The sequence below is a fragment of the Pantoea sp. CFSAN033090 genome (assembly GCF_001264395.1).
Taxonomy (GTDB): Bacteria; Pseudomonadota; Gammaproteobacteria; order Enterobacterales; family Enterobacteriaceae; genus Pantoea; species Pantoea agglomerans.
This window is the reverse complement of record NZ_LGYX01000004.1, coordinates 168,961-189,976: the sequence shown is the minus strand read 5'-3', so window position 1 is coordinate 189,976 and position 21,016 is coordinate 168,961. Positions and strand designations below refer to the sequence as shown.

Genomic DNA, 21,016 nt, shown 5'->3' with positions numbered 1-21,016 from the left:
CTTCCGCCACGTTCAGGAGCATAGGGTGATCGATTTACGCAGTGATACCGTAACCCGGCCCAGCGCCGCCATGTTAAGCGCGATGATGTCTGCCGAAACCGGTGATGACGTCTACCGTGACGACCCCACCGTAAATGCGCTGGAGGCGGAAGCCGCACGGCTGAGCGGCAAAGCAGCGGCGCTGTTTTTCCCGACCGGCACCCAGGCGAATCTGGTGGCGCTACTCAGCCATTGCGAACGCGGCGATGAATATATCGTGGGTCAGCAGGCGCACAACTACAAATATGAGGCGGGCGGCGCGGCAGTACTGGGCAGTATTCAGCCACAGCCGATTCTGGCCGCCGACGATGGTACGCTGCCGCTCGACGTAGTAGCGGCCGCCATCAAGCCGGACGATATTCACTTTGCCCGCACCCGTCTGCTGAGTCTGGAGAACACGCATCACGGTAAAGTCCTGCCGCTGGCGTATCTGGAACAGGCGTGGACTTTTACCCGCGAGCACCAGCTGGCGCTGCACATTGATGGCGCACGCATTTTCAATGCGGTAGTCGCGCAGCAGACCACGCTGGCGGCGATTGCCCGCTACTGCGACACCCTGACCATCTGTCTCTCTAAAGGCCTGGGCACGCCTGTCGGTTCTCTGCTGTGTGGCGACACGGCGCTGATTGAGCGCGCACGTCGCTGGCGTAAAATGACCGGCGGCGGCATGCGCCAGGCCGGTATTCTGGCGGCGGCGGGTCTCTATGCGTTAGAACACAACGTGGCGCGGCTGCAGGAGGATCATGACAATGCCGCCTGGCTGGGACAGCAGTTGCATGAGCTGGGCGTTCAGGTCATCGATCAGCAGACCAACATGCTGTTTGTGGCGGTGCCGGAAGCCCAGGTCAAACCATTAGGTGAGTGGATGAAGGCGCGCGGGGTGTTAATCAGCGCAGGAACCCGCACCCGTCTGGTCACCCATCTGGATGCTGATCGCGCGGCACTGGCGCAGGTCGTCGCCCACTGGAAGGCGTTTTTACACCAATAATCCGCTATTGCGCCGCGCCATATTTATCCAGTAGCGCGGCGGCTATCGCGGCGGTTTCTGCATCGGGCTGCCCGCGATAATCCGCAGGCCGGAAATGCATCTGAAACGCGGCGATTACCCTCTGCTGTTCACGCGCGCTCATCTCTGCCGTCACCGGATAGCCATAGCGCTGTAAACGTTCCAGTAGTGGCTCCACGGGTACCACCGTGTGCGGATCCTGACCCGCTAAATGAAACTGCACTCGTCCGGCATCGGGCCAGGCACCCATTCCGCGCTGGGCCAGCTGATGCCACGGAAAGAGTGGGCCGGGATCCTGCTTACGCTGCGGCGCGATATCACTGTGACCGACAATATTTTCCGGTGCGATGCCGTAGCGCTGTGCAATATCGCGCAGCAGCGCCTCCAGCGTGGTGATCTGCGCAGCGGTAAATGGCTGCCATTCAAGACCTGTCAGGGTCCGGCGATAACCCTGGTTCACCAGTTCGATACCAATCGATGTGTCATTGATGCGGCTGGCTCCGCGCCAGAAGCTTGGACCGGCATGCCAGGCGAGCTGCTGCTCCGGCACCAGTTGCCAGATAACGCCTTTCCCGGCGCGCTGTGGCGGCTGGCGGGGGATCAGATAGTGGGCGCTGACTTCCCTATCGGTCAGGGTCGCCAGCGACGAAGAAAAATCTTCGGCGGTGTAGTGGATCACTATCACCTTCACCCGCGGTCGCGCGCCCTGCGCCGGATGCCGCAGATCGGCCCAGTAGCCGTCACGGGATTCTATCCCGGACTGGCAGCCCGCCAGCAGCAGCGTCAGTATCAGCCACAGCCACCGTTTCAACGAATGATCACCGCCGTGCCGCTGACGCTTACCATCAGCATGCTGCCATCTTTGCCGACCGTTTCGTAGTCAATATCGATACCGACCACGGCGTTGGCGCCCAGCGCTTTTGCCTGCTCCTCCAGCTCTTCAAACGCGATCTCTCGCGCTTTACGCAGCTCTTTCTCGTAAGCACCGGAGCGGCCACCGACCACATCACGGATGCCAGCGAAAAAGTCACGGAAGATGTTGGCACCCAGAATCGCTTCACCGGTGACGACGCCACAATATTCGCTGATGCTGTGACCTTCCAGCGTGGGGGTTGTTGAAAATTTCATCGCATTCTCCTTGTTGAAAACCGGGCTAAGGCTCTTTCGACTAAAAAGCACGGCTATACTCTATGCTAAAAAGGGCACCTTGCCAGAGAACCATAAGGAAATCGAGATGAGAAACAACGCGTTTGCGCTAATGATCCCGGCGGCCCTGCTGCTCAGCGCCTGTACCACCGTTGAGCCAGTGATTAAGGATAATGGCCCACGTACCGCACCGTGCATTGAAGGCGGTCCTGACCAGGTGGCCCAGCAGTTTTACGACCTGCGTATCGAACAGCCTACGCAGGGTCTGCCCGACAGCAACACCCTGGCAAAATATCGCCCTTACCTGAGTGATGCGCTGTACCACTCATTGCAGGCGGCCAGCGGCAGCAATGCAGGCGCACAGTGGCGCAATGGCGATCTCTTCTCCAGCCTGTCACAGGGTCCGACCGCCGCCAGCGTTGCTGATGCTTCCACCATTCCGAACCGCGATGCACGCAACATCCCGCTGCGGGTCGACCTGAGCCGCGACGGCAAGCAGTGGCAGGATGAAGTGCTGATGATCCATCAGGGCAGTTGCTGGGTGGTGGATGATGTGCGCTACATGGCCAACCCTGCGCATGCAGAGGGTGGCAGCCTGAGCCAGATGCTTGAGAAATCGAAAAAATAACCTCAGGCTTAACCGTTCAGAGAAGCGCAGTCGCCCCCGGGCGCTGCGCTTTTTTTATTTCCGCCGCTCGTCCCGCTGCAGCGCGCTGCCCCCAGGCAGTGCATGATATTGTGCTAAGCTTTTGCGGTTAGCCTGCTGTTTTACAAATTTTAACCCACCTTATTTGCATAACTATTCTGGTGACGTTAAAATCCGCGACACTAATAGCTATTCAAATCTGGCGCATGAGTATTCAACTAAACGCAATAAACTGCTTCTACGGTGCTCATCAGGCGCTGTTTGACATTAACCTTGAGTGTCCGCAAGGCGAGACCCTGGTACTGCTGGGTCCCAGCGGTGCGGGTAAGAGTTCGCTGCTGCGGGTGCTTAACCTGCTGGAGCAACCCCGTTCAGGTCAGTTACAGATTGCCGGTAATCAGTTCGACTTCAGCCAGAAACCCTCCGATGCTGCGATTCGCGAACTGCGTCAGAACGTCGGTATGGTGTTTCAGCAGTACAACCTCTGGCCGCACCTTACCGTGCTGCAGAATCTGATTGAAGCGCCCTGCCGGGTACTGGGCCTCAGCAAAAGTGACGCCCGCGCCCGCGCCGACAAGCTGCTTGACCGGCTGCGCCTGACGCCCTACAGCGATCGCTTTCCGCTGCATCTCTCCGGTGGTCAGCAGCAGCGTGTGGCGATTGCCCGCGCGCTGATGATGGAGCCGCAGGTGCTGCTGTTCGATGAGCCGACTGCCGCGCTGGACCCTGAAATTACCGCACAGATTGTCAGTATCATTCGCGAACTGGCCCAGACCCGCATTACCCAGGTGATTGTGACCCATGAAGTGGAGGTGGCACGTAAAACGGCCAGCCGCGTCGTCTATATGGAGAACGGTCACATTGTGGAACAGGGCGATGCCAGCCGCTTTACACAGCCGCAAACCGAGGCGTTTGCTCACTATCTTTCGCACTAAGTCAGGATGCTAAAAATGAAAAAAATGGTACTTGCTGCACTGCTTGCTGGTTTTAGCCTGAGCGCTACGGCGGCTCAGACGATTCGTTTTGCGACCGAAGCCTCTTATCCTCCTTTTGAGTTTGTGGATGCGGACAACAAGATTCAGGGCTTTGATGTCGATCTGGCCAATGCGCTGTGTAAAGAGATTGATGCGACCTGCACCTTCACCAATCAGGCGTTCGACAGCCTGATCCCGAGCCTGAAATTCCGTCGTTTTGATGCGGTGATGGCGGGCATGGATATCACACCAGATCGTGAAAAACAGGTCCTGTTCACCAAGCCTTACTACGACAACTCCGCGCTGTTTGTTGCCCAGAAAGGCAAAGTCGCCAGCGTGGAAGCGCTGAAAGGCAAGCGGGTTGGCGTCCAGAACGGCACCACGCATCAGAAATACCTGACTGAGAAACACAGCGAGATCACCACCGTTCCTTACGACAGCTATCAGAATGCGGTGCTGGATCTGAAAAATGGCCGTATTGATGCTGTGTTCGGTGACACCGCAGTCGTCAATGAGTGGCTGAAGCAGAATGCCGCGCTGGCTGCCGTTGGTGAGAAAGTCACGGACAAAGCCTACTTTGGTACCGGCCTGGGCATTGCGGTACGTACCGGTAACACCGATCTGCAAACCAAGTTCAATGGCGCGCTGGATAAGATCAAAGCAGACGGCACGTACAAAACCATCTACAGCAAATGGTTCCAGCAGTAATCTCTGATGAATGAAATGATGACCCTCGCAAGCGCCGCCGGCATGACCGTCGGCCTTGCTGTTTGTGCTCTCATCGCTGGCCTGGTGCTGGCGATGATTTTCGCTGGCTGGGAGTCACTGCGCCTGAAACCGCTGGCGTGGATTGGCACCGGCCTGGTGACGCTGATCCGTGGCCTGCCGGAAATTCTGGTGGTGCTGTTTATCTATTTTGGCGCCTCCCAGCTGCTGCTCACCCTCTCTGACGGCTTCACCCTGAATTTCGGCCTGTTTCAGTTACCGATTCAGGTTGAAATTGAAAACTTCGACGTCAGTCCGTTCCTGTGCGGTGTGATTGCGCTGGCGATGCTCTATGCCGCCTACGCCTCGCAGACGCTGCGCGGCGCGCTGAAAGCGGTGCCAATGGGTCAGTGGGAGTCGGGTCAGGCGCTGGGCATGAAAAAATCGGCCATCTTTCTCCGGCTGATTATGCCGCAGATGTGGCGTCACGCCCTGCCCGGTCTGGGCAATCAGTGGCTGGTGCTGCTGAAAGATACCGCGCTGGTCTCGCTGATTAGCGTCAACGATCTGATGCTGCAAACCAAAAGTATTGCCACCCGCACGCAGGAGCCGTTTACCTGGTTCCTGGTGGCGGCCGCTATCTACTTAGTGATCACGCTGTTCAGCCAGGCGGTGTTACGCCGCATCGAACTGCGCACCACCCGCTTTGAACGGGGGAACAGCTAATGCTGGCCTATCTGCCTGAACTCCTGAAAGGGTTGCATACCAGCCTGACGCTGACGGCAGCCTCGCTGGTCGTGGCCCTGCTGCTGGCGCTGCTCTTCACCGTGGTGCTGTCGCTGAAAACGCCGGTGTTCAACCCGCTGGTCAAAGGCTTTATTACACTGTTTACCGGCACACCGCTGCTGGTGCAGATCTTCCTGATCTATTACGGTCCGGGACAGTTTCCCTCGATCCAGCAGATCCCCTGGCTGTGGCATTTACTGTCGCAGCCCTGGCTGTGCGCGATGCTGGCGCTGTCGCTGAACAGCGCGGCTTACACCACGCAGCTGTTTTACGGTGCGGTGCGTGCGATTCCTTCGGGACAGTGGCAATCGTGTGCCGCGCTCGGCATGAGCCGCAAAGATACCCTGCGCATTCTGCTTCCGTATGCATTTAAACGCGCCCTCTCCTCCTACTCCAATGAGGTGGTGCTGGTGTTCAAAGGCACCTCGCTGGCCTACACCATCACCCTGATGGAAGTCATGGGCCACGGCCAGTTGCTCTATGGCCGCACCTACGACATCACGGTCTATGCCGCGGCGGGTCTGGTTTATCTCTGCGTTAACGGTTTGCTGACGCTGATGATGCGGCTGATCGAAAAGCGCGCTCTGGCCTTCGAACGACGTAACTGATATCCGGGCGAGGCTCCTCGCCCTTTTCGCCTGAAAAATCACACTAATTGCATAAAAATGCATTTTATGGCAGGGTATCGCCTTCTCTGGCTGACCACATCACAGGAATCATAAAATGAAAAAATGGATTGTTGCCGCTGCGCTGGCTTCACTGGCACTTACCGCCCAGGCAGCGGAAAAGATTCGCTTCGCCGCTTCAGCGACTTATCCGCCGTTTGAATCCCTGGATCGGGAAAATAACCTGGTGGGATTCGATATCGATCTGGCTAAAGCGCTGTGCCAGCAGATGAAAGCGGAGTGTACCTTTACCAACAATGCCTTCGACAGCCTGATCCCGTCACTGAAGTTCCGCCGCTATGACGCAGTGATTTCCGGCATGGATATCACCACTGAGCGCAGCAAGCAGGTCGATTTTACCCAGCCTTATTACGCTAATTCCGCCATCGTAATTGCCCGTAAAGGCCAGTTCAGCAGCTTAGCTGAGCTTAAGGGCAAGCGCATTGGCGTGGAAAACGGCACCACTCACCAGAAGTACCTGCAGGATAAGCATCCGGAAGTGAAAGTGGTGGCCTATGACAGCTATCAGAATGCGATTCTGGATATGAAGAGTGGCCGGCTGGATGGCGTATTTGGCGACAGCGCGGTGGTGAATCAGTGGCTGAAGACCAATGCGGATCTCGCCACTGTCGGTGAACATGTTACGGATGCGGACTACTTTGGCACCGGTCTCGGCATTGCCGTGCGTAAAGGCAATACGGCGCTTCGCGATCAGTTCAATCAGGCACTGAACGAACTGAAAGCCAACGGCAGCTGGCAGCAGCTTAATCAGAAGTGGTTCCCGGAGTGATTACCGGCTGAGGCTACCTCTGACGATGCTTTCCCGGACTCGTGCTGACGGCGGGTTAACAGCGTCAGCACTTCAAAATGGGCGGTGTGGGGAAACATATCGAACAGTTGCACCTTCGTCACCTCATAGGTACTCAGTCGGGCAATATCCTGCGCCATGGTCTGCGGATTACAGCTTGAATATAGCAGATAATCCGGGGCCATCTGGCTGAGATAGTCGCACAGCGCCTCACCAATCCCACGACGCGGCGGATTAACCAGCACCAGCTGCGGCACCGCATCGCGTCCGGTCGCAAACGCCGTAGAATCCAGCGCCGCAAACTGCACTTTTTCCAGCCCCAGCATCTCAGCGGAACGTTGGGCGCATTTTATCGCCTCGGCGCTGATCTCAATGCCCGTCAGTTCCATCTCCGCTGTCGCGCAGTGCAGACCAAAACCGCCTACGCCGCAGAAGAGATCCCACATGCTGTTGACCGGCAGCGCCCTGACCCAGTCGCGCGCGGTGGCATAGAGTGCGCTGGCAACCTGCGGGTTGGTCTGGAAGAAGCTTTGCGGGCGGATCCACAGCGGCACGCCGTTGAAGTTCTCTGCCAGCGACTGCGCGGGCGTCAGCGCAATCTCCTCTTCCCCTTCCAGAATCGCCATATGCACCGGCTGAATATTGGCAGAGATCACCGCCAGCTGCGGCAGTTGCTGTTGCAGCCACGGCAATGCGGCGCGCAGCTGTTCCAGTTTCGCGGTTGAACGCAGGACAAAGCGCAGCATCACGCCGCCCTGCTGGCTTTCGGTTATCAGCAGGAATTTGAGTTCGCCGCGTTTGCGCGCCACGTTATAGGGCGTCAGTCCGGCACGGGCGATAAAGGGCTTAAGTGCAGCAAAAACCGGCTGGAAGCTGGCGGGATAGAGCGGACAATCGCACAGATCCACAGCTTCACCATCACGATGGATTAATCCCAGCACCGGACGCTCTACGCTGCCACTCACCACCATTTTGGCTTTATTACGAAATGCCTGCTGCGGTGAGGTGACCGGCGGCAACCAGGCAGCGACCGGCTGCTCAGCCAGTAACTGTTCCAGCAGCGACTGTTTGTCGTTCAGCTGAGTGGGATAGGGTTTTTCCAGCCACTGACAGGAGCGGCAACGGTTAGCGTCATAAAGCGCGCAGTGCATGGTAAAGCCTTAACGATCGGGTCGGGCGGAGCGCGATTGTATCATCGCTTCCTGAAAAAAGCGCGGCTGCTGGCAGGCAGAAACAGCAGCAGGAGCACCAGCAGATCGGGGATTTTCTGCGACAGGGTATGGTGGATAATCTGGACGTTGTTGTCGCCATCAATGCTGAAAATCTCGGGGTAGATCCAGCCCAGCGAGGCGACCAGCATATAGCTGAGCACAATCACCTGCGTCGCCACATAGCCCCAGCGTCCACGGTTACTGCCGCGCATCAGGGTAAAGGCGCAGCGCAGTTCGAACAGGAAGATCAACTGGCTGGCGACAAAGATGAGTGTCGCGTCCCAGGACTGGGCGCTGCGGTGAACAAAATTGGCGAGTTCACTGTAACCCAGCTCGTTTGCCAGCATCAGGACGCTCAGGCAGCGGGTCGCAATAATAGCAATGCCCGCAACCGTCACCGGAACCGGCGCGATTGAAAGCGTGGCACTGCTTTTGAAGATTTCTGACATAGTCCGTGACTCCACCTGATCGAAAAACGGGCCGGTCAGACCGGCCCGTTCATATAGTGGCAAAGGTTACGGATTTCAGCCACGTTTAGCTTTCTGAATATCGCTTAAACGTTGTTTTTCTTCGTGTGCCATCACCCGCCAGGCGATAAAACCCACTAAACCGACCACAAACAGGATCAATGAAGCCAGCGCATTGATTTCCGGGTTAACGCCGCGTCGCACGGTGGCGAAGATCGCCATCGGCAATGTGGTGGCACCCGGCCCGGTCACAAAGCTGGCAATCACCAGATCGTCGAGTGACAGGGTAAACGCCAGCAGCCAGCCGGTCACAATAGCCGGTGCAATCATGGGCACGGTAATCACAAAAAAGACCTTCAGCGGCGTTGCGCCTAAATCCATCGCCGCCTCTTCGATGGAGCGGTCCAGCTCACGCAGACGCGAGTTAATCACCACGGCCACATAGGCGGTACAGAAGGTGACGTGGGCCAGCCAGATGGTCAGCATGCCGCGTTCGCTCGGCCAGCCAAAGGCGTTGCCCATTGCCACAAACAGCAGCAGCAGCGACAGTCCGGTGATGACGTCGGGCATCACCAGCGGCGCGGTCAGCATAAAGGCAAAACCGTTGTGGCCGCGGAAGCGACCAAAGCGCACGATAATCACCGCCGCCAGCGTGCCCAGCACCACCGCCATGGTGGCGGAGAGACCGGCAATGCTCAGACTCAGCAGCACGGCGTCAATCATCGCGCTGTCCTGGAAGAGCACCCTGTACCAGTGGAACGAGAAGCTCTCCCACACCGTCACCAGCGGTGAGCTGTTGAAGGAGTAAACCACCAGCAGCAGCATCGGCGCATAGAGGAACAGGAAGCAGCAGACCAGAATACCGGTACGCCAGGGTGAGCGAATGGTTGGCAAATTATTCATGCCTTCTCTCCCATTTCACGGTTTTGATGCTTGTGGAACCAGATGATCGGCAGAATCAGGATCAACAGAATGATAACCGCCAGCGCGGAGGCCACCGGCCAGTCACGGTTGTTAAAGAACTCCTGCCACAGGATACGGCCAATCATGATGCTGTCCGGGCCACCCAGCAGTTCAGGGATCACGTACTCCCCCACCGCCGGGATAAACACCAGCATCGATCCGGCGATAATGCCCCCTTTTGTCAGCGGGACAATCACGCTGAAAAAGGTCTTCAGCGGACGCGCACCCAGATCCAGTGAGGCTTCCACCAGCGAGTAATCAATGCGGGTCAGCGCGGTGTAGATTGGCAGCACCATAAACGGCAGATAGCAGTAGACGATACCGATATAGACCGCTGTATTGGTGTAGAGGATCACCAGCGGATGATCGATCACCCCCAGCCACAGCAGGAACCGGTTCAGAATACCGTTGTTGTTAAGCAGCCCCATCCAGGCGTAGACGCGGACCAGAAATGAGGTCCACGACGGCAGGATCACCAGCAGCAGCAGAATGGTGCGCATGGATGGCTTGCTGTGCGCCACGGCCCACGCGAGCGGGTAGCCAATCAGCAGACAGATCACCGTGGAGATCGCCGCCACTTTCAGCGATTGCAGATAGGCATCGACGTAGAGCGGATCGTCGGTCAGCGTCAGGTAGTTGCCGAAATTGAGCACAATGCTGAACTGGTCATCAGCCCAGCTCACCAGCTCGGTGTAGGGGGGAATCGCACGCGCAATGTCCGCGAAGCTGATCTTCAGCACCGTCAGAAACGGCAGCAGAAACAACAGCACCAGCCAGACATAAGGCAAGGCGATCACCAGCTTGCGGCCATGCTGCATTTTTATCCGCGTGGCCCAGCGTTGCAGCGGCGTGCCGACCAGTCGGGCAGGCGCTTTAGCGCGTTGGAAAATCTGGCTCATAGCCGCTCCTTAAACCGTCAACACCACGCAGCTGTCGCATTCCCAGCAGAGGCGGACTTCATCACCCCAGGTCGGCAACCCTTTGCGGTAGCGATGTGCGTTTTGCAACTGTGCGCTGATCATCTGTCCGCTGTGCAGACGGACATGGAAGATAGAAAGGTCGCCGAGATAAGCGATGTGGACCACTTCACCCACCGCAAAGTTACAGCCATCGGCAGGCACCTCATCGCACAACATCACTTTTTCCGGACGCAGTGCGACATGGACCGGAACGTTATCCACCACTGAGACATCGGAGTCGACTTTCAGCGGATGCATCAGGCCGGGACTGTCAATCACCAGGCCATCCGCCTGACGTTCACGCAGTAAGCCTTCGAAAACGTTAACCGAACCGATAAATTCCGCGCTGTAGCGGCTGGTAGGATGCTCGTAGATCTCCTCCGGTTCACCAATCTGTACGAACTTGCCGCGATTCATAATCGCGATACGGCCCGCCATGGTCATCGCCTCTTCCTGATCGTGCGTCACCATCACACAGGTGGCGCCAACACGCTCCAGAATATCGACCACTTCCAGCTGCATCCTGTCGCGCAGCTTCTTGTCCAGTGCCCCCATCGGCTCATCCAGCAGCAGCAGTTTCGGCCGTTTCGCCAGGCTGCGGGCCAGCGCCACACGCTGACGCTGACCACCGGAGAGCTGGTGCGGTTTGCGTTTAGCAAACTCCTGCATATGCACCAGCGCCAGCATCTCTGCTACCCGGCTGGTGATCTCCCCTTTCGGCAGCCGATCCTGTTTCAGACCAAAGGCGATATTCTGCTCCACCGTCATGTGGGGAAACAGCGCGTAGGACTGGAACATCATGTTGATCGGGCGCTGATAGGGAGCAACGTGGGACAGATCCTGGCCATCCAGCACAATCTGCCCGCTGGTTGGCGGCTCAAAACCGGCCAGCATGCGCAGCAGCGTTGATTTACCACAGCCCGATGCGCCCAGCAGGGCAAAGATCTCACCTTTATAAATTGTCAGGCTGACATCATCCACGGCGTGTTGCCCGTCAAAGGATTTGGTCAGATTGCGAATTTCCAGCAGTGGCGTTAACGCCTTTGCGGTTTTATTTTGAGGACGGGGAATGGCATCGTTCACAAAGGTTCTCTCCGGAGCCAGGCGGAACATGGCGACAAAATTTGCCGCTAAAAATGGCACAACAGAGGCCGACACCGCGCCTCTGTTGCTGATACATGACAGGTCAATCCGTTAAGGACGAATTACTTACCACTTTTTACTTTAGTCCATGCGCGCGTACGCACACGATCCAGTTTAGGATCCTGGACTTTCAGCACAAACAATTTCGACATCGCTTCTGGCGTCGGGAAGATACCCGGGTTGTTGCGGACGTCGGCATTGATCAGCGGCAGCGACGCTTTGTTGCCGTTGGCGTAGTTCATTTTGTTGGAGACATCGGCGATCACTTTCGGATCCATGATGTAGTTCAGCCAGGCGTAAGCACCATCGAGGTTTTTCGCATCTTTCGGGATCGCCATCATATCGAAGAAGGCCAGTGCGCCCTCTTTCGGTACGCTGTAGCCCAGATGCACGCCATTTTTCGCCGCATCAGCACGGTTTTTCGCCTGCAGAATATCACCCGACCAGCCAATGGCGACGCAGATATTACCGTTGGCCAGATCGTTGATGTACTGCGACGAATGGAAGTAGCGGATATTCGGACGCAGTTTCAGCAGCAGGTCAGTGGCCGCGCCGGAATACTCTTTGGCATCAGAGGTATTGGGATCTTTGCCCAGGTAGTTGAGCACCGTGGCGAAAATCTCTTCTGGGGCATCCAGGAAGGAGACGCCGCAGCTTTTCAGCTTCTCCAGGTTTTCCGGCTTCAGCACCAGATCCCAGCTGTTGACCGGCGCATCGGCGCCCAGTGCGGCCTTGACCTTGTCGACGTTGTAGCCGATACCGGTGGTGCCCCACAGATAGGGAATGGCATATTTATTACCCGGATCGTGCTGCGCCACTTTCTCCATCAGCGCCGGATCGAGGTTTTTGTAGTTAGGCAGTTTGCTCTTATCCAGCGGCTGGAATACCCCGGACTGCAGCTGACGCGCCAGGAAGCTGGAGGATGGCACCACCACATCATAGCCGGTGCTGCCCGCCATCAGTTTGCCTTCCAGGACTTCGTTGGAGTCAAACACATCGTAGACCACTTTGATGCCGGACTGCTTTTCAAAGTTCGGCACGGTATCTGGCGAAATATAATCGGACCAGTTGTAGACGTGCAGCGTTTTATCTTCCGCCATGCTGCTGGCCGATGCGGCCATCAGCGCAGCAGCTACCACAGCTGACAGCCATTTCTGACGTGAGTTGAACATATTTTTCCATCCTCCTGAGCGGGTCATTACAACGCTGCAAACCAGAGATCCCTGCATTGCGTTCTGTACAAGACGTCAGTGACACAATGAATCATTATTCAGCGGGAGTTTAATAGCAAAAACCTATAGCTGAGGCGCAGTTACGCGCCTGTTACAGCCCCGCAAGCATAGCCCCCCCGGTCAGGCTTCACCAGACCCCAGCGTAAAAAACGCCTGAAAGCGATATTTTATGCATGTTTGAGCTATGAGGTTCGGCTTTGATGGCATAAACCACGACTAATATCTGGCGTTAAAGGGCAAAATGCAGAATAAAAAATTATCGCGGCAGCGGATGGCGGGCATAAAAAAGCCGTCTCAGGGACGGCTTAATGTGTGACCATGTCGGGCTTAGTGCAGCACAGAATGAACGCTGGTCACCGGAACGTGCTCTTCTTCTTCGCCCACAATCAACAGATTGTTGGCAAAGGCTTCCAGGATCACCATCGAGATCTGCTCTTCACTCTGTTTCATAAAGTGCGAGAACTGACCAAAGGTTAACCCGGCGGTGGTAATCATTGACTGACAGACAATGAGTTTCGGCAGATTATCATCCTGAATGTCGATAAATGCTTTCACCGTCAGCGAACTGGCATTGATCTGCGACAAATCGCCAACCAGTGGAATCAGCGCCGTCGGCTTCACTTCAGCCAGCGCCGAAAACAGAATGACGTTGTCGACCAGATCGATTTTGGCGTCAAACACCCCATCGAAGTTTTGCATGTGCGGCAGATGAAGTGCCTGACAGGCATCGCATTCGAACCAGGTGATATTTTGCTGATCCAGCCAGCGACGCAGCAGGTCGATATCCGGAACGACAAGAGAATCCATCGTAAAATCCCAGTGGGGTGATAAACAGGCGACTTAGCTTACGGAAAAATGCGCGACGATGCCATGAAAACCGCTGAAAAGCGCGTGTCAGCCAGCGGTTTTAGGACGGAGCCCGGGGATGGCCTGCTGCTCAATCCGCGCGATCATCAGGGCGGCGATGTTAAGGTCACTGCTGGTTTCAATGCCTTCAAGACCGGGCGAGGCGTTAACTTCCATCACCAGCGGGCCGCGATGGGCGCGCAGAATATCGACGCCCGCCACTTCCAGCCCGAGCGTAGCCGCCGCTTTCACGGCGATCTGGCGCTCCTGTTGCGTAATGACGACGGGATAAGCTTTGCCGCCGCGATGCAGATTAGAGCGGAAGTCGCCCTCTTTCGCCACCCGCTCAATCGCTGCCACCACCTGATTGCCAATCACCAGACAGCGAACATCACGACCCTGCGCTTCTTTAATAAACTCCTGCACCAGAATATGAGCATTCAGGCCGCGAAAGGCATCGATAACGCTTTCTGCCGCCTGCCGCGTTTCCGCCAGCACCACGCCAATGCCCTGGGTGCCTTCCACCAGCTTGACCACCAGCGGCGCACCGCCGACCAGGGCGATCAGATCAGCGGTGTCATCGGGTGAGGAGGCAAAGCCGGTGACCGGCATGTCGATGCCTTCCCGTGCCAGCAGCTGCAGCGAGCGCAATTTGTCACGGGTGCGGGTAATGGCGGAGGACTCATTCAGTGGATAGCTGCCGCACATCTCAAACTGTCGCAGCACGGCCGTGCCATAAAAGGTAATAGGGTTGCCGATGCGCGGGATAACCGCATCAAAATGGCCCAGCGGTTCACCACAGTAGTGAACCGCCGGTGAGGCGGGATTAATATTCATATAGCAGGAGAGCGGATCGAGGATCCGGACCTGGTGGCCGCGTGCGGCGGCCTCCTCACGCAGTCGCCGACTGGAGTAGAGCGTCTCATCACGTGACAGGATAGCTATCTTCATCGCTGCTCTCCCTTACTGGCTTAACGCGTGGCCCAGCCCTGCTGATGCAGATAATCGAGCATAAACGGACGCGTCTCTTTAATGATCAGGCGCTGGATCAGCTCACTCCAGGTTTCGCTACGCTGGTTGCTGCCGCGCTGCTGATAATAGAGTTCTGTGCGGCTATCGTATTCGGCCAGCACCGCCGGATCCAGCGGCTGATAGCGGTTCTCATGCACCAGCATCGCATGCGGCATACGCGGTTTGACGTCCGGCTTTGACTCCGGGTGACCCAGGCAAAAACCAAACAGCGGCAGGACAAATTTCGGCAGGCCCAGCAGTTCTGTCACTTCCGCGATGTTGTTACGGATTCCGCCGATAAAGACGCCGCCCAGATCCAGCGATTCCGCCGCGACCATGGCATTCTGCCCCATCAGCGCGGTATCGACGCAGCCCAGCAGCAACTGCTCGGCACGACCCAGCTGCGCATCAGGGCAAATCTGCAGGTGGCGATTAAAGTCAGCGCAGAAGATCCAGAACTCAGGTGCATCAGCGACCCAGGTCTGTCCGCCCGTCAGCGTCACCAGCTTGTCGCGCAGGGCTTTGTCGGTGATACGGATAATGGAAGAACACTGTAAAAAACTGGATGTGGACGCCGATTGCGCCGCAGTAATAATCGCTTCACGCTGTGTTTCGCTGACCGGCTGGTCAGTAAAGGCGCGGATTGAACGATGGCTGCACAGTAAATCAATGGTCGGTGTCATAAAGTCTCCAGCAATATTATCTTTTTTTGTCAGTTTGATTAAACAGCTGTGGTGCTATCGCTTTCGCGGTGCGCCACATTAACAGCCAGGCAGCAGGCAGCATCAGAACCACGCCAGCAATAAACAGCACAGTGGCCAGCGTTTTTACATCCGCCTTGTCTGGCAGCGGAAGCCAGTGGTTGATCAGCAGCAGCGCGGCCACGATTAACAGGCCGCCAGCCGCCTCCAGCACCACCACAAACCGGGGTAATCTGGCTACACTCTGCATGATATCCTCCTGCCTTAGCGGCTGACTGAGCGTCAATTATGGTCAACAACCCAAAAATTGCGCGAGATACACGGGCTGACGGCGCGAAAAATCCTCTGATTCAGAGGCTTCCTGACCGGGCAGCGATAGCGTGCGGGCATCAGACTAACAGGCAAATCCTGCTTTCCTTAAGCGATACGAGCGGGCATCATGGTTGCCATTCTCTGTTTCATTGTGTGATACACATCACATAATAGTCGCTGCAAGGAGTTCTCAATGATTGCTGTTATTTTTGGTCGTCCGGGCTGTCCCTACTGTGTGCGTGCCCATGAACTGGCCGACAAACTAACCGCTGAACGTGATGATTTTAGCTACCAGTATGTCGATATTAACGCAGAAGGCATTACTAAAGCCGACCTGGAAGCGAGCGCCGGTAAACCGGTCAGCACCGTGCCACAGATTTTCGTCGACGAAAAACATATCGGTGGCTACACCGAGTTTGCGGCCTGGACCAAAGAGAATCTGGGATTTGCCGCGTAAGCGCTGATAGCCGGAATGAAAAAGGCGAGCCAGGATTTTCCTGTCTCGCCTTTTTTGCGCTCTGCCGGTCATCCATCGCCCAACACTGTTTAATTGAGTGAGGCCATCACTATCTGCATCAACCGCACCAGCAAAGCCCCGCAGCCTGCCCAGAACAGCGCGCTAAGGCTCCATGCGACCACAAAGAGTGCGTTGCTGTGGATAAACAGGCTGCTGTTTAACAGCAGTGCTGCCAGTAACGTTCCCCATAGCCCCATCAGCAGGGTGCTTTTTAACGGGCTTTCCACCTGCACCAATGCCATCACGATACCGGGCAACATAAAGAGCAGTAATTCGGGCTGACCGCGAAGCGGGCCGGGACCGACCTGCCAGAAATGACAGGTAAAGACAAACACCAGACTGTACAACACCACGCCGCACAGGCGGGTAGTCCAGAGATAAGAACGCTGCGGCATACCACCCCACTGATTAAAAGTAACCCCGACAATAACCTGCTGATAACCCTGATGCGTTCAGATGGAAATAAAAAGAAACAGTTCGCTGTGGCAACGAATGAAAACAGCCAATGGCTGTGAAAGATTTTTGTGATTAGAATAGCGCCGCGGTAAAGGTTCCATTTGCAGTACTGATGCAACAGCACCTCAACGGCCTGCTCACGATAGCGAAAAACAGGCTACTCTTCAATAGGTTACATGTAAACAAGAAGTTAAACAGTGAATATTAACGTCGCAGGATTGTTAAGCGGAAATGACATTTTGTTATTGTTTGTCGTTTTAGCGCTCGGCCTCTGTCTGGGTAAGTTGCGTCTGGGCTCGGTTCAGCTGGGAAATTCGATTGGCGTATTAGTGGTTTCGCTCTTATTAGGCCAGCAGCACTTTACGATCAATACCGATGCATTGAGTCTGGGCTTTATGCTGTTTATTTTTTGTGTCGGCGTCGAAGCCGGTCCCAACTTTTTTTCCATTTTCTTTCGCGACGGCAAAAACTATTTCATGCTCGCCATCGTCATGGTGGTCAGCGCGCTGCTGCTGGCGCTGGGACTGGGCAAACTCTTTGGCTGGGATATCGGTCTCACCGCCGGCATGCTGGCCGGGTCGATGACCTCAACGCCGGTGCTGGTCGGAGCGGGCGATACCCTGCGGCAAAGCATCAGCGATCCGAAACAGCTTGGACTGATGCAGGATCAGCTGAGCCTCGGCTATGCCGTAACCTATCTGATAGGCCTGGTCAGTCTGATTTTCGGCGCACGTTATCTGCCCCGTCTGCAACATCAGGATCTGCCCACCTGTGCCCAGCAGATCGCCCGGGAACGCGGTCTGGATGCGGACAGCCAGCGCAAAGTTTTCCTGCCGGTGATCCGCGCCTATCGCGTCGGTCCGGAACTGGTGGCATGGAGCGGCGGCAAAAACCTGCGCGAACTGGGTATCTATCGTCAGACCGGTTGCTACATTGAGCGCATCCGCCGCAACGGTATTCTCGCCAGTCCCGATGGCGATGCGGTGTTGCAGCTCGGTGATGATATCTCGCTGGTGGGCTATCCCGATGCTCACGCCCGGCTCGACCCCAGCTTCCGCAACGGCAAAGAGGTTTTTGACCGCGACCTGCTGGATATGCGTATCGTCACTGAAGAGATCGTGGTGAAAAACCACAATGCGGTAAACAAACGCCTCAGCAAGTTAAACCTCACCGATCACGGCTGCTTCCTGAACCGGGTGATACGCAGTCAGATTGAGATGCCGATCGACGACAGTATCATGCTGAACAAAGGTGATGTGCTGCAGGTCAGCGGCGAGGCACGACGAGTGAAAAGCGTGGCGGATCGCATTGGCTTTATCGCGATTCACAGTCAGATGACCGATCTTTTAGCCTTCTGCGCCTTCTTTATCGTGGGTCTGATGATTGGTCTGATCACCTTCCAGTTCAGCAATTTCAGTTTTGGTATTGGTAACGCCGCGGGCCTCCTGTTCGCCGGTATCATGCTCGGCTTCCTGCGCGCCAACCATCCAACCTTTGGTTATATTCCGCAGGGCGCGCTCACTATGGTGAAAGAGTTCGGTCTGATGGTGTTTATGGCGGGAGTGGGATTGAGTGCCGGTAGCGGCATTAATCATGGCCTGAGCAGCGATGGTGCGCTGATGCTGCTGTGCGGCCTGCTGGTCAGCCTGATTCCGGTGATCATCTGCTATCTGTTTGGTGCTTATGTGTTGCGGATGAACCGCGCCCTGCTGTTTGGCGCCATCATGGGCGCACGTACCTGCGCACCGGCCATGGAGATCATCAGTGATACGGCACGCAGCAATATCCCGGCGCTGGGCTATGCCGGGACCTATGCCATCGCCAACGTGTTGCTGACGCTGGCGGGAACGCTGATTGTGATTATCTGGCCGATATTGCCCTTATAAAATTTTTTTGCCTGCGTCCAGAACTTTATTGTTAAGGGATAGTCATAATAAGTGCCACTGCTTTTCTTTGAAATCCCCAAATTGTGGAGCCCGCTGGTCTTTTTCCCGGCGGGTTTTTTTATGCCTTTTTTCGTCCCTCCCCGTCATTCCCCGCCTGATTCGCAACTGCAGGTGTCATAAAACTTAAACCGTTACACAACTCAACGGCAGATTAAGAGCCTTTCTATAGACGAACAAAACGGTAAAAAGCAGGATAGACCGCTGTTTAGTTAGCAATTTGTGCTGACTGATTGGGTGAGCGTGCTGTCGCTGACCGTTTTTTTTGCCGCTGTTATCGGACCGGGCTGGCGGGATGCTGCCAGCTGCCGTTAACCGGACTGTCTGCTGAGGAATTTATCCCGAAATGGAAGAGTTGAACCATTCACTGTTTACTGCCATTAATGCCACACCGGCTTCACCCGCCTGGTTACTGCAGCTGGCGACGTTTTTTGCCAAAGATCTGATCGCCATTGTGCCGCTGTTAATCGTGGCGATGTGGCTCTGGGGACCGCGCGATCAGGTTTCTTCGCAGCGGGTGCTGGTACTGAAAACCGGTATGGCGCTGATCTATGCGCTGGCGATCTCCTGGTCTGTGGGCCAGCTGTTGCCGCATCCCCGCCCTTTCGCTATCGGTTTTGGTTATCAGTTCCTGCATCACGCCGCCGATGACTCCTATCCCAGCGATCACGGCACCACGATATTCACCTTTGCACTGGCCTTTATCTTCTGGCATCGCCTCTGGTCAGGTGTGGTTCTGATGGTGGCCGGTTGCGCTATTGCCTGGTCGCGGGTCTACCTTGGCGTTCACTGGCCAATGGATATGCTGGGCGGGTTCCTGGTGGGGCTGCTGAGCTGTCTGGCTTCGCATCTGGCGTGGCAGTTCTATGGCGAGCGGATGCTGGCGGTGATCAATCCACTCTATCGGTCGCTGTTTGCCGTGCCGATTCGCAAAGGCTGGACGCAGGATTAAGAAAGGGACGCCTTAGCGTCCCCAGCACTGTGGCAAACCCGGATTTACCGCAGCGAATAAGCTTAAAGCGCAGGGAACAGGGTCAGAGGAGGAAAGCGTCCCGCGCCAGGGACGGCGCGGGCCGAGCGTGTCATGGATGACGGATTTTGCGTCTTTCCGATCTGACCCTGTTCCCTGTGCAGGCTCGGGCTCAACGCAGTACGAGCCTGCGTCCCTGCTTACTTATGAAAACCACTTCCCGAACCAGCCATTGAATTTCATCATCACGAAATCAATCATCCGGCTGAAGAACCCGCCTTCCGGCACATCCTGCATCACCACCAGCGGCCGCTGCTCAATCGTTTTTCCGTCCAGCTGGAAATCGATGGTGCCGACCACCTGATTCTTCTTCAGCGGGGCTTCGAGCTGCGGCGTAGTGAGTCTGAAACTCGCCTTCAGATTCTTCATCTGCCCTTTAGGGATGGTCAGCGCAGCATCTTTCGCTACGCCCAGATTGACCTGGCTGCGATCACCGAACCAGACCCGCTGCTGCGCAAACGGCGCATCCGCTTTAATCGGCGTGACCGTTTCAAAGAAACGGAAGCCCCATGTCAGCAGCTTTTCACTTTCGCGGAAACGAATCGCATCGCTGGCGGTGCCCAGCACCACCGAGATCAGACGCATATCCCCTTCGGTTGCTGAAGCGACCAGATTATTCCCCGCGCCTGAGGTGTGGCCGGTTTTGACGCCATCAACCTTGAGATTGGTGCTCCACAACAGGCGGTTGCGGTTGATCTGGCGAATATTATTGAAGGTGAACTCTTTCTCTTTATTCAGCGCGTACTCTTCGGGCACATCGCGGATCAGCGCCTGAGCAATCAGCGCCATGTCACGCGCGGTACTGTACTGCCCTTCTGCATCCAGACCATGCACCGTCATAAAGTGGGTATTCTGCAGTCCCAGCGCCTTCACGTAGTTGTTCATCAGGCCGATAAACGAATCCTGACTGCCCGCCACATAATCCGCCAGCGCAATACAGGCGTCATTGCCGGACTGGATCACGATTCCCTTATTCAGCTCATGCACCGGAATACGATCGCCCGGCTTGAGGAACATCAGCGACGAGCCGCGCAGCTTAGGGTTGCCGGTGGCCCAGGCATCCTGTCCGACGGTAACCAGGTCATCCGGCTTGATTTTGCCCGCTTTAATCGCCTGACCCACAACATAGCTGGTCATCATTTTAGTCAGACTGGCGGGGTCGAGGCGCTGATCGGCACTGGATTCGGTTAACACCTTACCGCTGGCGTAGTCGATCAGAATCCACGCTTTAGCATCAATGCCTGGCGCGGCGGGAGCCTGCTCAGCAAAAACGCTGACGGGGGCAAGAATCAGTAATGAAGTGGCAGCAAGGTGCCGCAGGCGAGATGTGAAGCGAGTGTTTGTCATGGGCTTGGCCGGATTGTCCTTGTTAAATCGAAATTCCAGGGGCAGAAAATTCTCACTCAAACGCTAACCCTTGACGGCAGCGAAAAAAACCGTCGAATCGTAA

The 21,016-nt window shown here is 56.1% G+C and carries 24 protein-coding genes; 10 read left to right on the top strand and 14 right to left on the bottom strand.

Going from position 1 to position 21,016, the window contains the following annotated elements; all coding sequences use genetic code 11:
• Positions 1 to 25: 25 nt before the first annotated feature.
• Complete coding sequence (ltaE, locus tag AFL22_RS04330) at positions 26 to 1,027, top strand: low-specificity L-threonine aldolase (protein ID WP_010254443.1); 1,002 nt, start codon at positions 26 to 28, stop codon at positions 1,025 to 1,027.
• Positions 1,028 to 1,031: 4 nt separating this feature from the next.
• Here the strand turns inward: ltaE and AFL22_RS04325 are convergent, their stop codons facing one another.
• Together AFL22_RS04325 and AFL22_RS04320 are read right to left on the bottom strand one after the other, a co-directional pair.
• Positions 1,032 to 1,856 carry an N-acetylmuramoyl-L-alanine amidase gene (locus AFL22_RS04325; protein ID WP_052270862.1) on the bottom strand — a complete coding sequence of 275 codons (825 nt, stop codon included), beginning with the start codon at positions 1,854 to 1,856 and terminating at the stop codon, positions 1,032 to 1,034.
• A complete protein-coding gene (locus AFL22_RS04320) occupies positions 1,853 to 2,173 on the bottom strand; it encodes a heavy metal-binding domain-containing protein (RefSeq protein WP_003849304.1) in 321 nt (106 codons plus the stop codon). Before AFL22_RS04320 ends, AFL22_RS04325 begins: the two co-directional genes overlap by 4 nt.
• Positions 2,174 to 2,279: 106 nt before the next feature.
• Here AFL22_RS04320 and AFL22_RS04315 point away from each other — a divergent pair, with 106 nt between their 5' ends.
• The 6 genes from AFL22_RS04315 to AFL22_RS04290 all read left to right on the top strand — a co-directional run bounded on the left by AFL22_RS04315 (position 2,280) and on the right by AFL22_RS04290 (position 6,757).
• Positions 2,280 to 2,819 (top strand): lipoprotein, encoded by a 540-nt coding sequence (locus AFL22_RS04315; RefSeq protein ID WP_010254434.1) that lies wholly within the window; start codon positions 2,280 to 2,282, stop codon positions 2,817 to 2,819.
• Positions 2,820 to 3,043: 224 nt separating this feature from the next.
• Positions 3,044 to 3,772, top strand: a complete 729-nt coding sequence (gene artP, locus AFL22_RS04310) for an arginine ABC transporter ATP-binding protein ArtP (protein WP_010254433.1) — start codon at positions 3,044 to 3,046, stop codon at positions 3,770 to 3,772.
• Positions 3,773 to 3,787: 15 nt separating this feature from the next.
• On the top strand, positions 3,788 to 4,519 hold the full coding sequence (gene artJ, locus AFL22_RS04305; RefSeq protein ID WP_022625956.1) for an arginine ABC transporter substrate-binding protein: 732 nt from the start codon (positions 3,788 to 3,790) through the stop codon (positions 4,517 to 4,519).
• A gap of 6 nt (positions 4,520 to 4,525) precedes the next feature.
• Positions 4,526 to 5,242, top strand: coding sequence for an arginine ABC transporter permease ArtQ (gene artQ, locus AFL22_RS04300; RefSeq protein WP_010254430.1), 717 nt, complete (start codon positions 4,526 to 4,528; stop codon positions 5,240 to 5,242).
• The gene (gene artM, locus AFL22_RS04295; RefSeq protein WP_031593159.1) at positions 5,242 to 5,910 is read left to right on the top strand and encodes an arginine ABC transporter permease ArtM; all 669 of its coding nucleotides are present in this window, start codon (positions 5,242 to 5,244) and stop codon (positions 5,908 to 5,910) included. Before artQ ends, artM begins: the two co-directional genes overlap by 1 nt.
• A 115-nt stretch (positions 5,911 to 6,025) precedes the next feature.
• Positions 6,026 to 6,757, top strand: a complete 732-nt coding sequence (locus AFL22_RS04290) for an arginine ABC transporter substrate-binding protein (RefSeq protein ID WP_052270861.1) — start codon at positions 6,026 to 6,028, stop codon at positions 6,755 to 6,757.
• On the opposite strand, the gene rlmC is transcribed toward AFL22_RS04290, so the two are convergent.
• The 10 genes from rlmC to AFL22_RS04240 form a co-directional block, all read right to left on the bottom strand.
• Entirely contained in the window at positions 6,736 to 7,926 is a 1,191-nt protein-coding gene (rlmC, locus tag AFL22_RS04285) for a 23S rRNA (uracil(747)-C(5))-methyltransferase RlmC (RefSeq protein WP_052270860.1), read from the bottom strand. The two genes, AFL22_RS04290 and rlmC, sit on opposite strands and share 22 nt — an antisense overlap.
• 41 nt (positions 7,927 to 7,967) lie before the next feature.
• Complete coding sequence (locus AFL22_RS04280) at positions 7,968 to 8,435, bottom strand: YbjO family protein (protein WP_010254423.1); 468 nt, start codon at positions 8,433 to 8,435, stop codon at positions 7,968 to 7,970.
• Positions 8,436 to 8,510: 75 nt separating this feature from the next.
• Positions 8,511 to 9,356 (bottom strand): putrescine ABC transporter permease PotI, encoded by an 846-nt coding sequence (gene potI, locus AFL22_RS04275; RefSeq protein WP_010254422.1) that lies wholly within the window; start codon positions 9,354 to 9,356, stop codon positions 8,511 to 8,513.
• Positions 9,353 to 10,315, bottom strand: a complete 963-nt coding sequence (gene potH, locus AFL22_RS04270) for a putrescine ABC transporter permease PotH (protein ID WP_010254421.1) — start codon at positions 10,313 to 10,315, stop codon at positions 9,353 to 9,355. The genes potI and potH overlap by 4 nt, the downstream gene beginning before the upstream one ends.
• Before the next feature lie 9 nt (positions 10,316 to 10,324).
• Positions 10,325 to 11,458, bottom strand: coding sequence for a putrescine ABC transporter ATP-binding subunit PotG (gene potG, locus AFL22_RS04265; protein WP_010254420.1), 1,134 nt, complete (start codon positions 11,456 to 11,458; stop codon positions 10,325 to 10,327).
• A gap of 122 nt (positions 11,459 to 11,580) precedes the next feature.
• Positions 11,581 to 12,690 carry a spermidine/putrescine ABC transporter substrate-binding protein PotF gene (potF, locus tag AFL22_RS04260; protein ID WP_010254418.1) on the bottom strand — a complete coding sequence of 370 codons (1,110 nt, stop codon included), beginning with the start codon at positions 12,688 to 12,690 and terminating at the stop codon, positions 11,581 to 11,583.
• A gap of 387 nt (positions 12,691 to 13,077) precedes the next feature.
• Entirely contained in the window at positions 13,078 to 13,557 is a 480-nt protein-coding gene (locus AFL22_RS04255) for a YbjN domain-containing protein (protein ID WP_022625960.1), read from the bottom strand.
• A gap of 87 nt (positions 13,558 to 13,644) precedes the next feature.
• The gene (gene rimK / locus AFL22_RS04250; protein WP_052270859.1) at positions 13,645 to 14,547 is read right to left on the bottom strand and encodes a 30S ribosomal protein S6--L-glutamate ligase; all 903 of its coding nucleotides are present in this window, start codon (positions 14,545 to 14,547) and stop codon (positions 13,645 to 13,647) included.
• Between the two features lie 20 nt (positions 14,548 to 14,567).
• Positions 14,568 to 15,290, bottom strand: a complete 723-nt coding sequence (gene nfsA, locus AFL22_RS04245) for an oxygen-insensitive NADPH nitroreductase (RefSeq protein ID WP_052270858.1) — start codon at positions 15,288 to 15,290, stop codon at positions 14,568 to 14,570.
• Between the two features lie 16 nt (positions 15,291 to 15,306).
• Positions 15,307 to 15,558: a DUF1418 family protein gene (locus AFL22_RS04240; protein ID WP_010254414.1), complete on the bottom strand. Its 252-nt coding sequence runs from the start codon at positions 15,556 to 15,558 to the stop codon at positions 15,307 to 15,309.
• A gap of 255 nt (positions 15,559 to 15,813) precedes the next feature.
• Here AFL22_RS04240 and AFL22_RS04235 point away from each other — a divergent pair, with 255 nt between their 5' ends.
• The gene (locus tag AFL22_RS04235) at positions 15,814 to 16,077 is read left to right on the top strand and encodes a GrxA family glutaredoxin (RefSeq protein ID WP_010254413.1); all 264 of its coding nucleotides are present in this window, start codon (positions 15,814 to 15,816) and stop codon (positions 16,075 to 16,077) included.
• A gap of 89 nt (positions 16,078 to 16,166) precedes the next feature.
• Here AFL22_RS04235 and ybjM read toward each other — a convergent pair whose 3' ends face one another.
• A complete protein-coding gene (ybjM, locus tag AFL22_RS04230; protein ID WP_010254412.1) occupies positions 16,167 to 16,532 on the bottom strand; it encodes an inner membrane protein YbjM in 366 nt (121 codons plus the stop codon).
• A gap of 258 nt (positions 16,533 to 16,790) precedes the next feature.
• On the opposite strand from ybjM, the gene AFL22_RS04225 reads away from it, so the two are divergent.
• Complete coding sequence (locus AFL22_RS04225) at positions 16,791 to 18,479, top strand: aspartate:alanine antiporter (protein WP_010254410.1); 1,689 nt, start codon at positions 16,791 to 16,793, stop codon at positions 18,477 to 18,479.
• A gap of 403 nt (positions 18,480 to 18,882) precedes the next feature.
• Entirely contained in the window at positions 18,883 to 19,488 is a 606-nt protein-coding gene (gene ybjG, locus AFL22_RS04220; protein ID WP_010254408.1) for an undecaprenyl-diphosphate phosphatase, read from the top strand.
• A 222-nt stretch (positions 19,489 to 19,710) separates the two neighbouring features.
• On the opposite strand, the gene AFL22_RS04215 is transcribed toward ybjG, so the two are convergent.
• Positions 19,711 to 20,913 carry a serine hydrolase gene (locus tag AFL22_RS04215; RefSeq protein ID WP_010254406.1) on the bottom strand — a complete coding sequence of 401 codons (1,203 nt, stop codon included), beginning with the start codon at positions 20,911 to 20,913 and terminating at the stop codon, positions 19,711 to 19,713.
• Positions 20,914 to 21,016 lie beyond the last annotated feature (103 nt).

What these genes read in the sequence shown, in the direction of transcription:
- artJ (WP_022625956.1), top strand. Translation starts at nt 3,788, where the DNA reads ATGAAAAAAATGGTACTTGCTGCACTGCTTGCTGGTTTTAGCCTGAGC.
- AFL22_RS04215 (WP_010254406.1), bottom strand. Translation starts at nt 20,913, where the DNA reads ATGACAAACACTCGCTTCACATCTCGCCTGCGGCACCTTGCTGCCACT.
- potH (WP_010254421.1), bottom strand. Translation starts at nt 10,315, where the DNA reads ATGAGCCAGATTTTCCAACGCGCTAAAGCGCCTGCCCGACTGGTCGGC.
- potF (WP_010254418.1), bottom strand. Translation starts at nt 12,690, where the DNA reads ATGTTCAACTCACGTCAGAAATGGCTGTCAGCTGTGGTAGCTGCTGCG.
- AFL22_RS04315 (WP_010254434.1), top strand. Translation starts at nt 2,280, where the DNA reads ATGAGAAACAACGCGTTTGCGCTAATGATCCCGGCGGCCCTGCTGCTC.
- AFL22_RS04240 (WP_010254414.1), bottom strand. Translation starts at nt 15,558, where the DNA reads ATGCAGAGTGTAGCCAGATTACCCCGGTTTGTGGTGGTGCTGGAGGCG.
- potI (WP_010254422.1), bottom strand. Translation starts at nt 9,356, where the DNA reads ATGAATAATTTGCCAACCATTCGCTCACCCTGGCGTACCGGTATTCTG.
- AFL22_RS04235 (WP_010254413.1), top strand. Translation starts at nt 15,814, where the DNA reads ATGATTGCTGTTATTTTTGGTCGTCCGGGCTGTCCCTACTGTGTGCGT.
- artQ (WP_010254430.1), top strand. Translation starts at nt 4,526, where the DNA reads ATGAATGAAATGATGACCCTCGCAAGCGCCGCCGGCATGACCGTCGGC.
- ybjM (WP_010254412.1), bottom strand. Translation starts at nt 16,532, where the DNA reads ATGCCGCAGCGTTCTTATCTCTGGACTACCCGCCTGTGCGGCGTGGTG.
- artM (WP_031593159.1), top strand. Translation starts at nt 5,242, where the DNA reads ATGCTGGCCTATCTGCCTGAACTCCTGAAAGGGTTGCATACCAGCCTG.
- AFL22_RS04255 (WP_022625960.1), bottom strand. Translation starts at nt 13,557, where the DNA reads ATGGATTCTCTTGTCGTTCCGGATATCGACCTGCTGCGTCGCTGGCTG.
- nfsA (WP_052270858.1), bottom strand. Translation starts at nt 15,290, where the DNA reads ATGACACCGACCATTGATTTACTGTGCAGCCATCGTTCAATCCGCGCC.
- AFL22_RS04280 (WP_010254423.1), bottom strand. Translation starts at nt 8,435, where the DNA reads ATGTCAGAAATCTTCAAAAGCAGTGCCACGCTTTCAATCGCGCCGGTT.
- AFL22_RS04290 (WP_052270861.1), top strand. Translation starts at nt 6,026, where the DNA reads ATGAAAAAATGGATTGTTGCCGCTGCGCTGGCTTCACTGGCACTTACC.
- rlmC (WP_052270860.1), bottom strand. Translation starts at nt 7,926, where the DNA reads ATGCACTGCGCGCTTTATGACGCTAACCGTTGCCGCTCCTGTCAGTGG.
- AFL22_RS04320 (WP_003849304.1), bottom strand. Translation starts at nt 2,173, where the DNA reads ATGAAATTTTCAACAACCCCCACGCTGGAAGGTCACAGCATCAGCGAA.
- ybjG (WP_010254408.1), top strand. Translation starts at nt 18,883, where the DNA reads ATGGAAGAGTTGAACCATTCACTGTTTACTGCCATTAATGCCACACCG.
- artP (WP_010254433.1), top strand. Translation starts at nt 3,044, where the DNA reads ATGAGTATTCAACTAAACGCAATAAACTGCTTCTACGGTGCTCATCAG.
- rimK (WP_052270859.1), bottom strand. Translation starts at nt 14,547, where the DNA reads ATGAAGATAGCTATCCTGTCACGTGATGAGACGCTCTACTCCAGTCGG.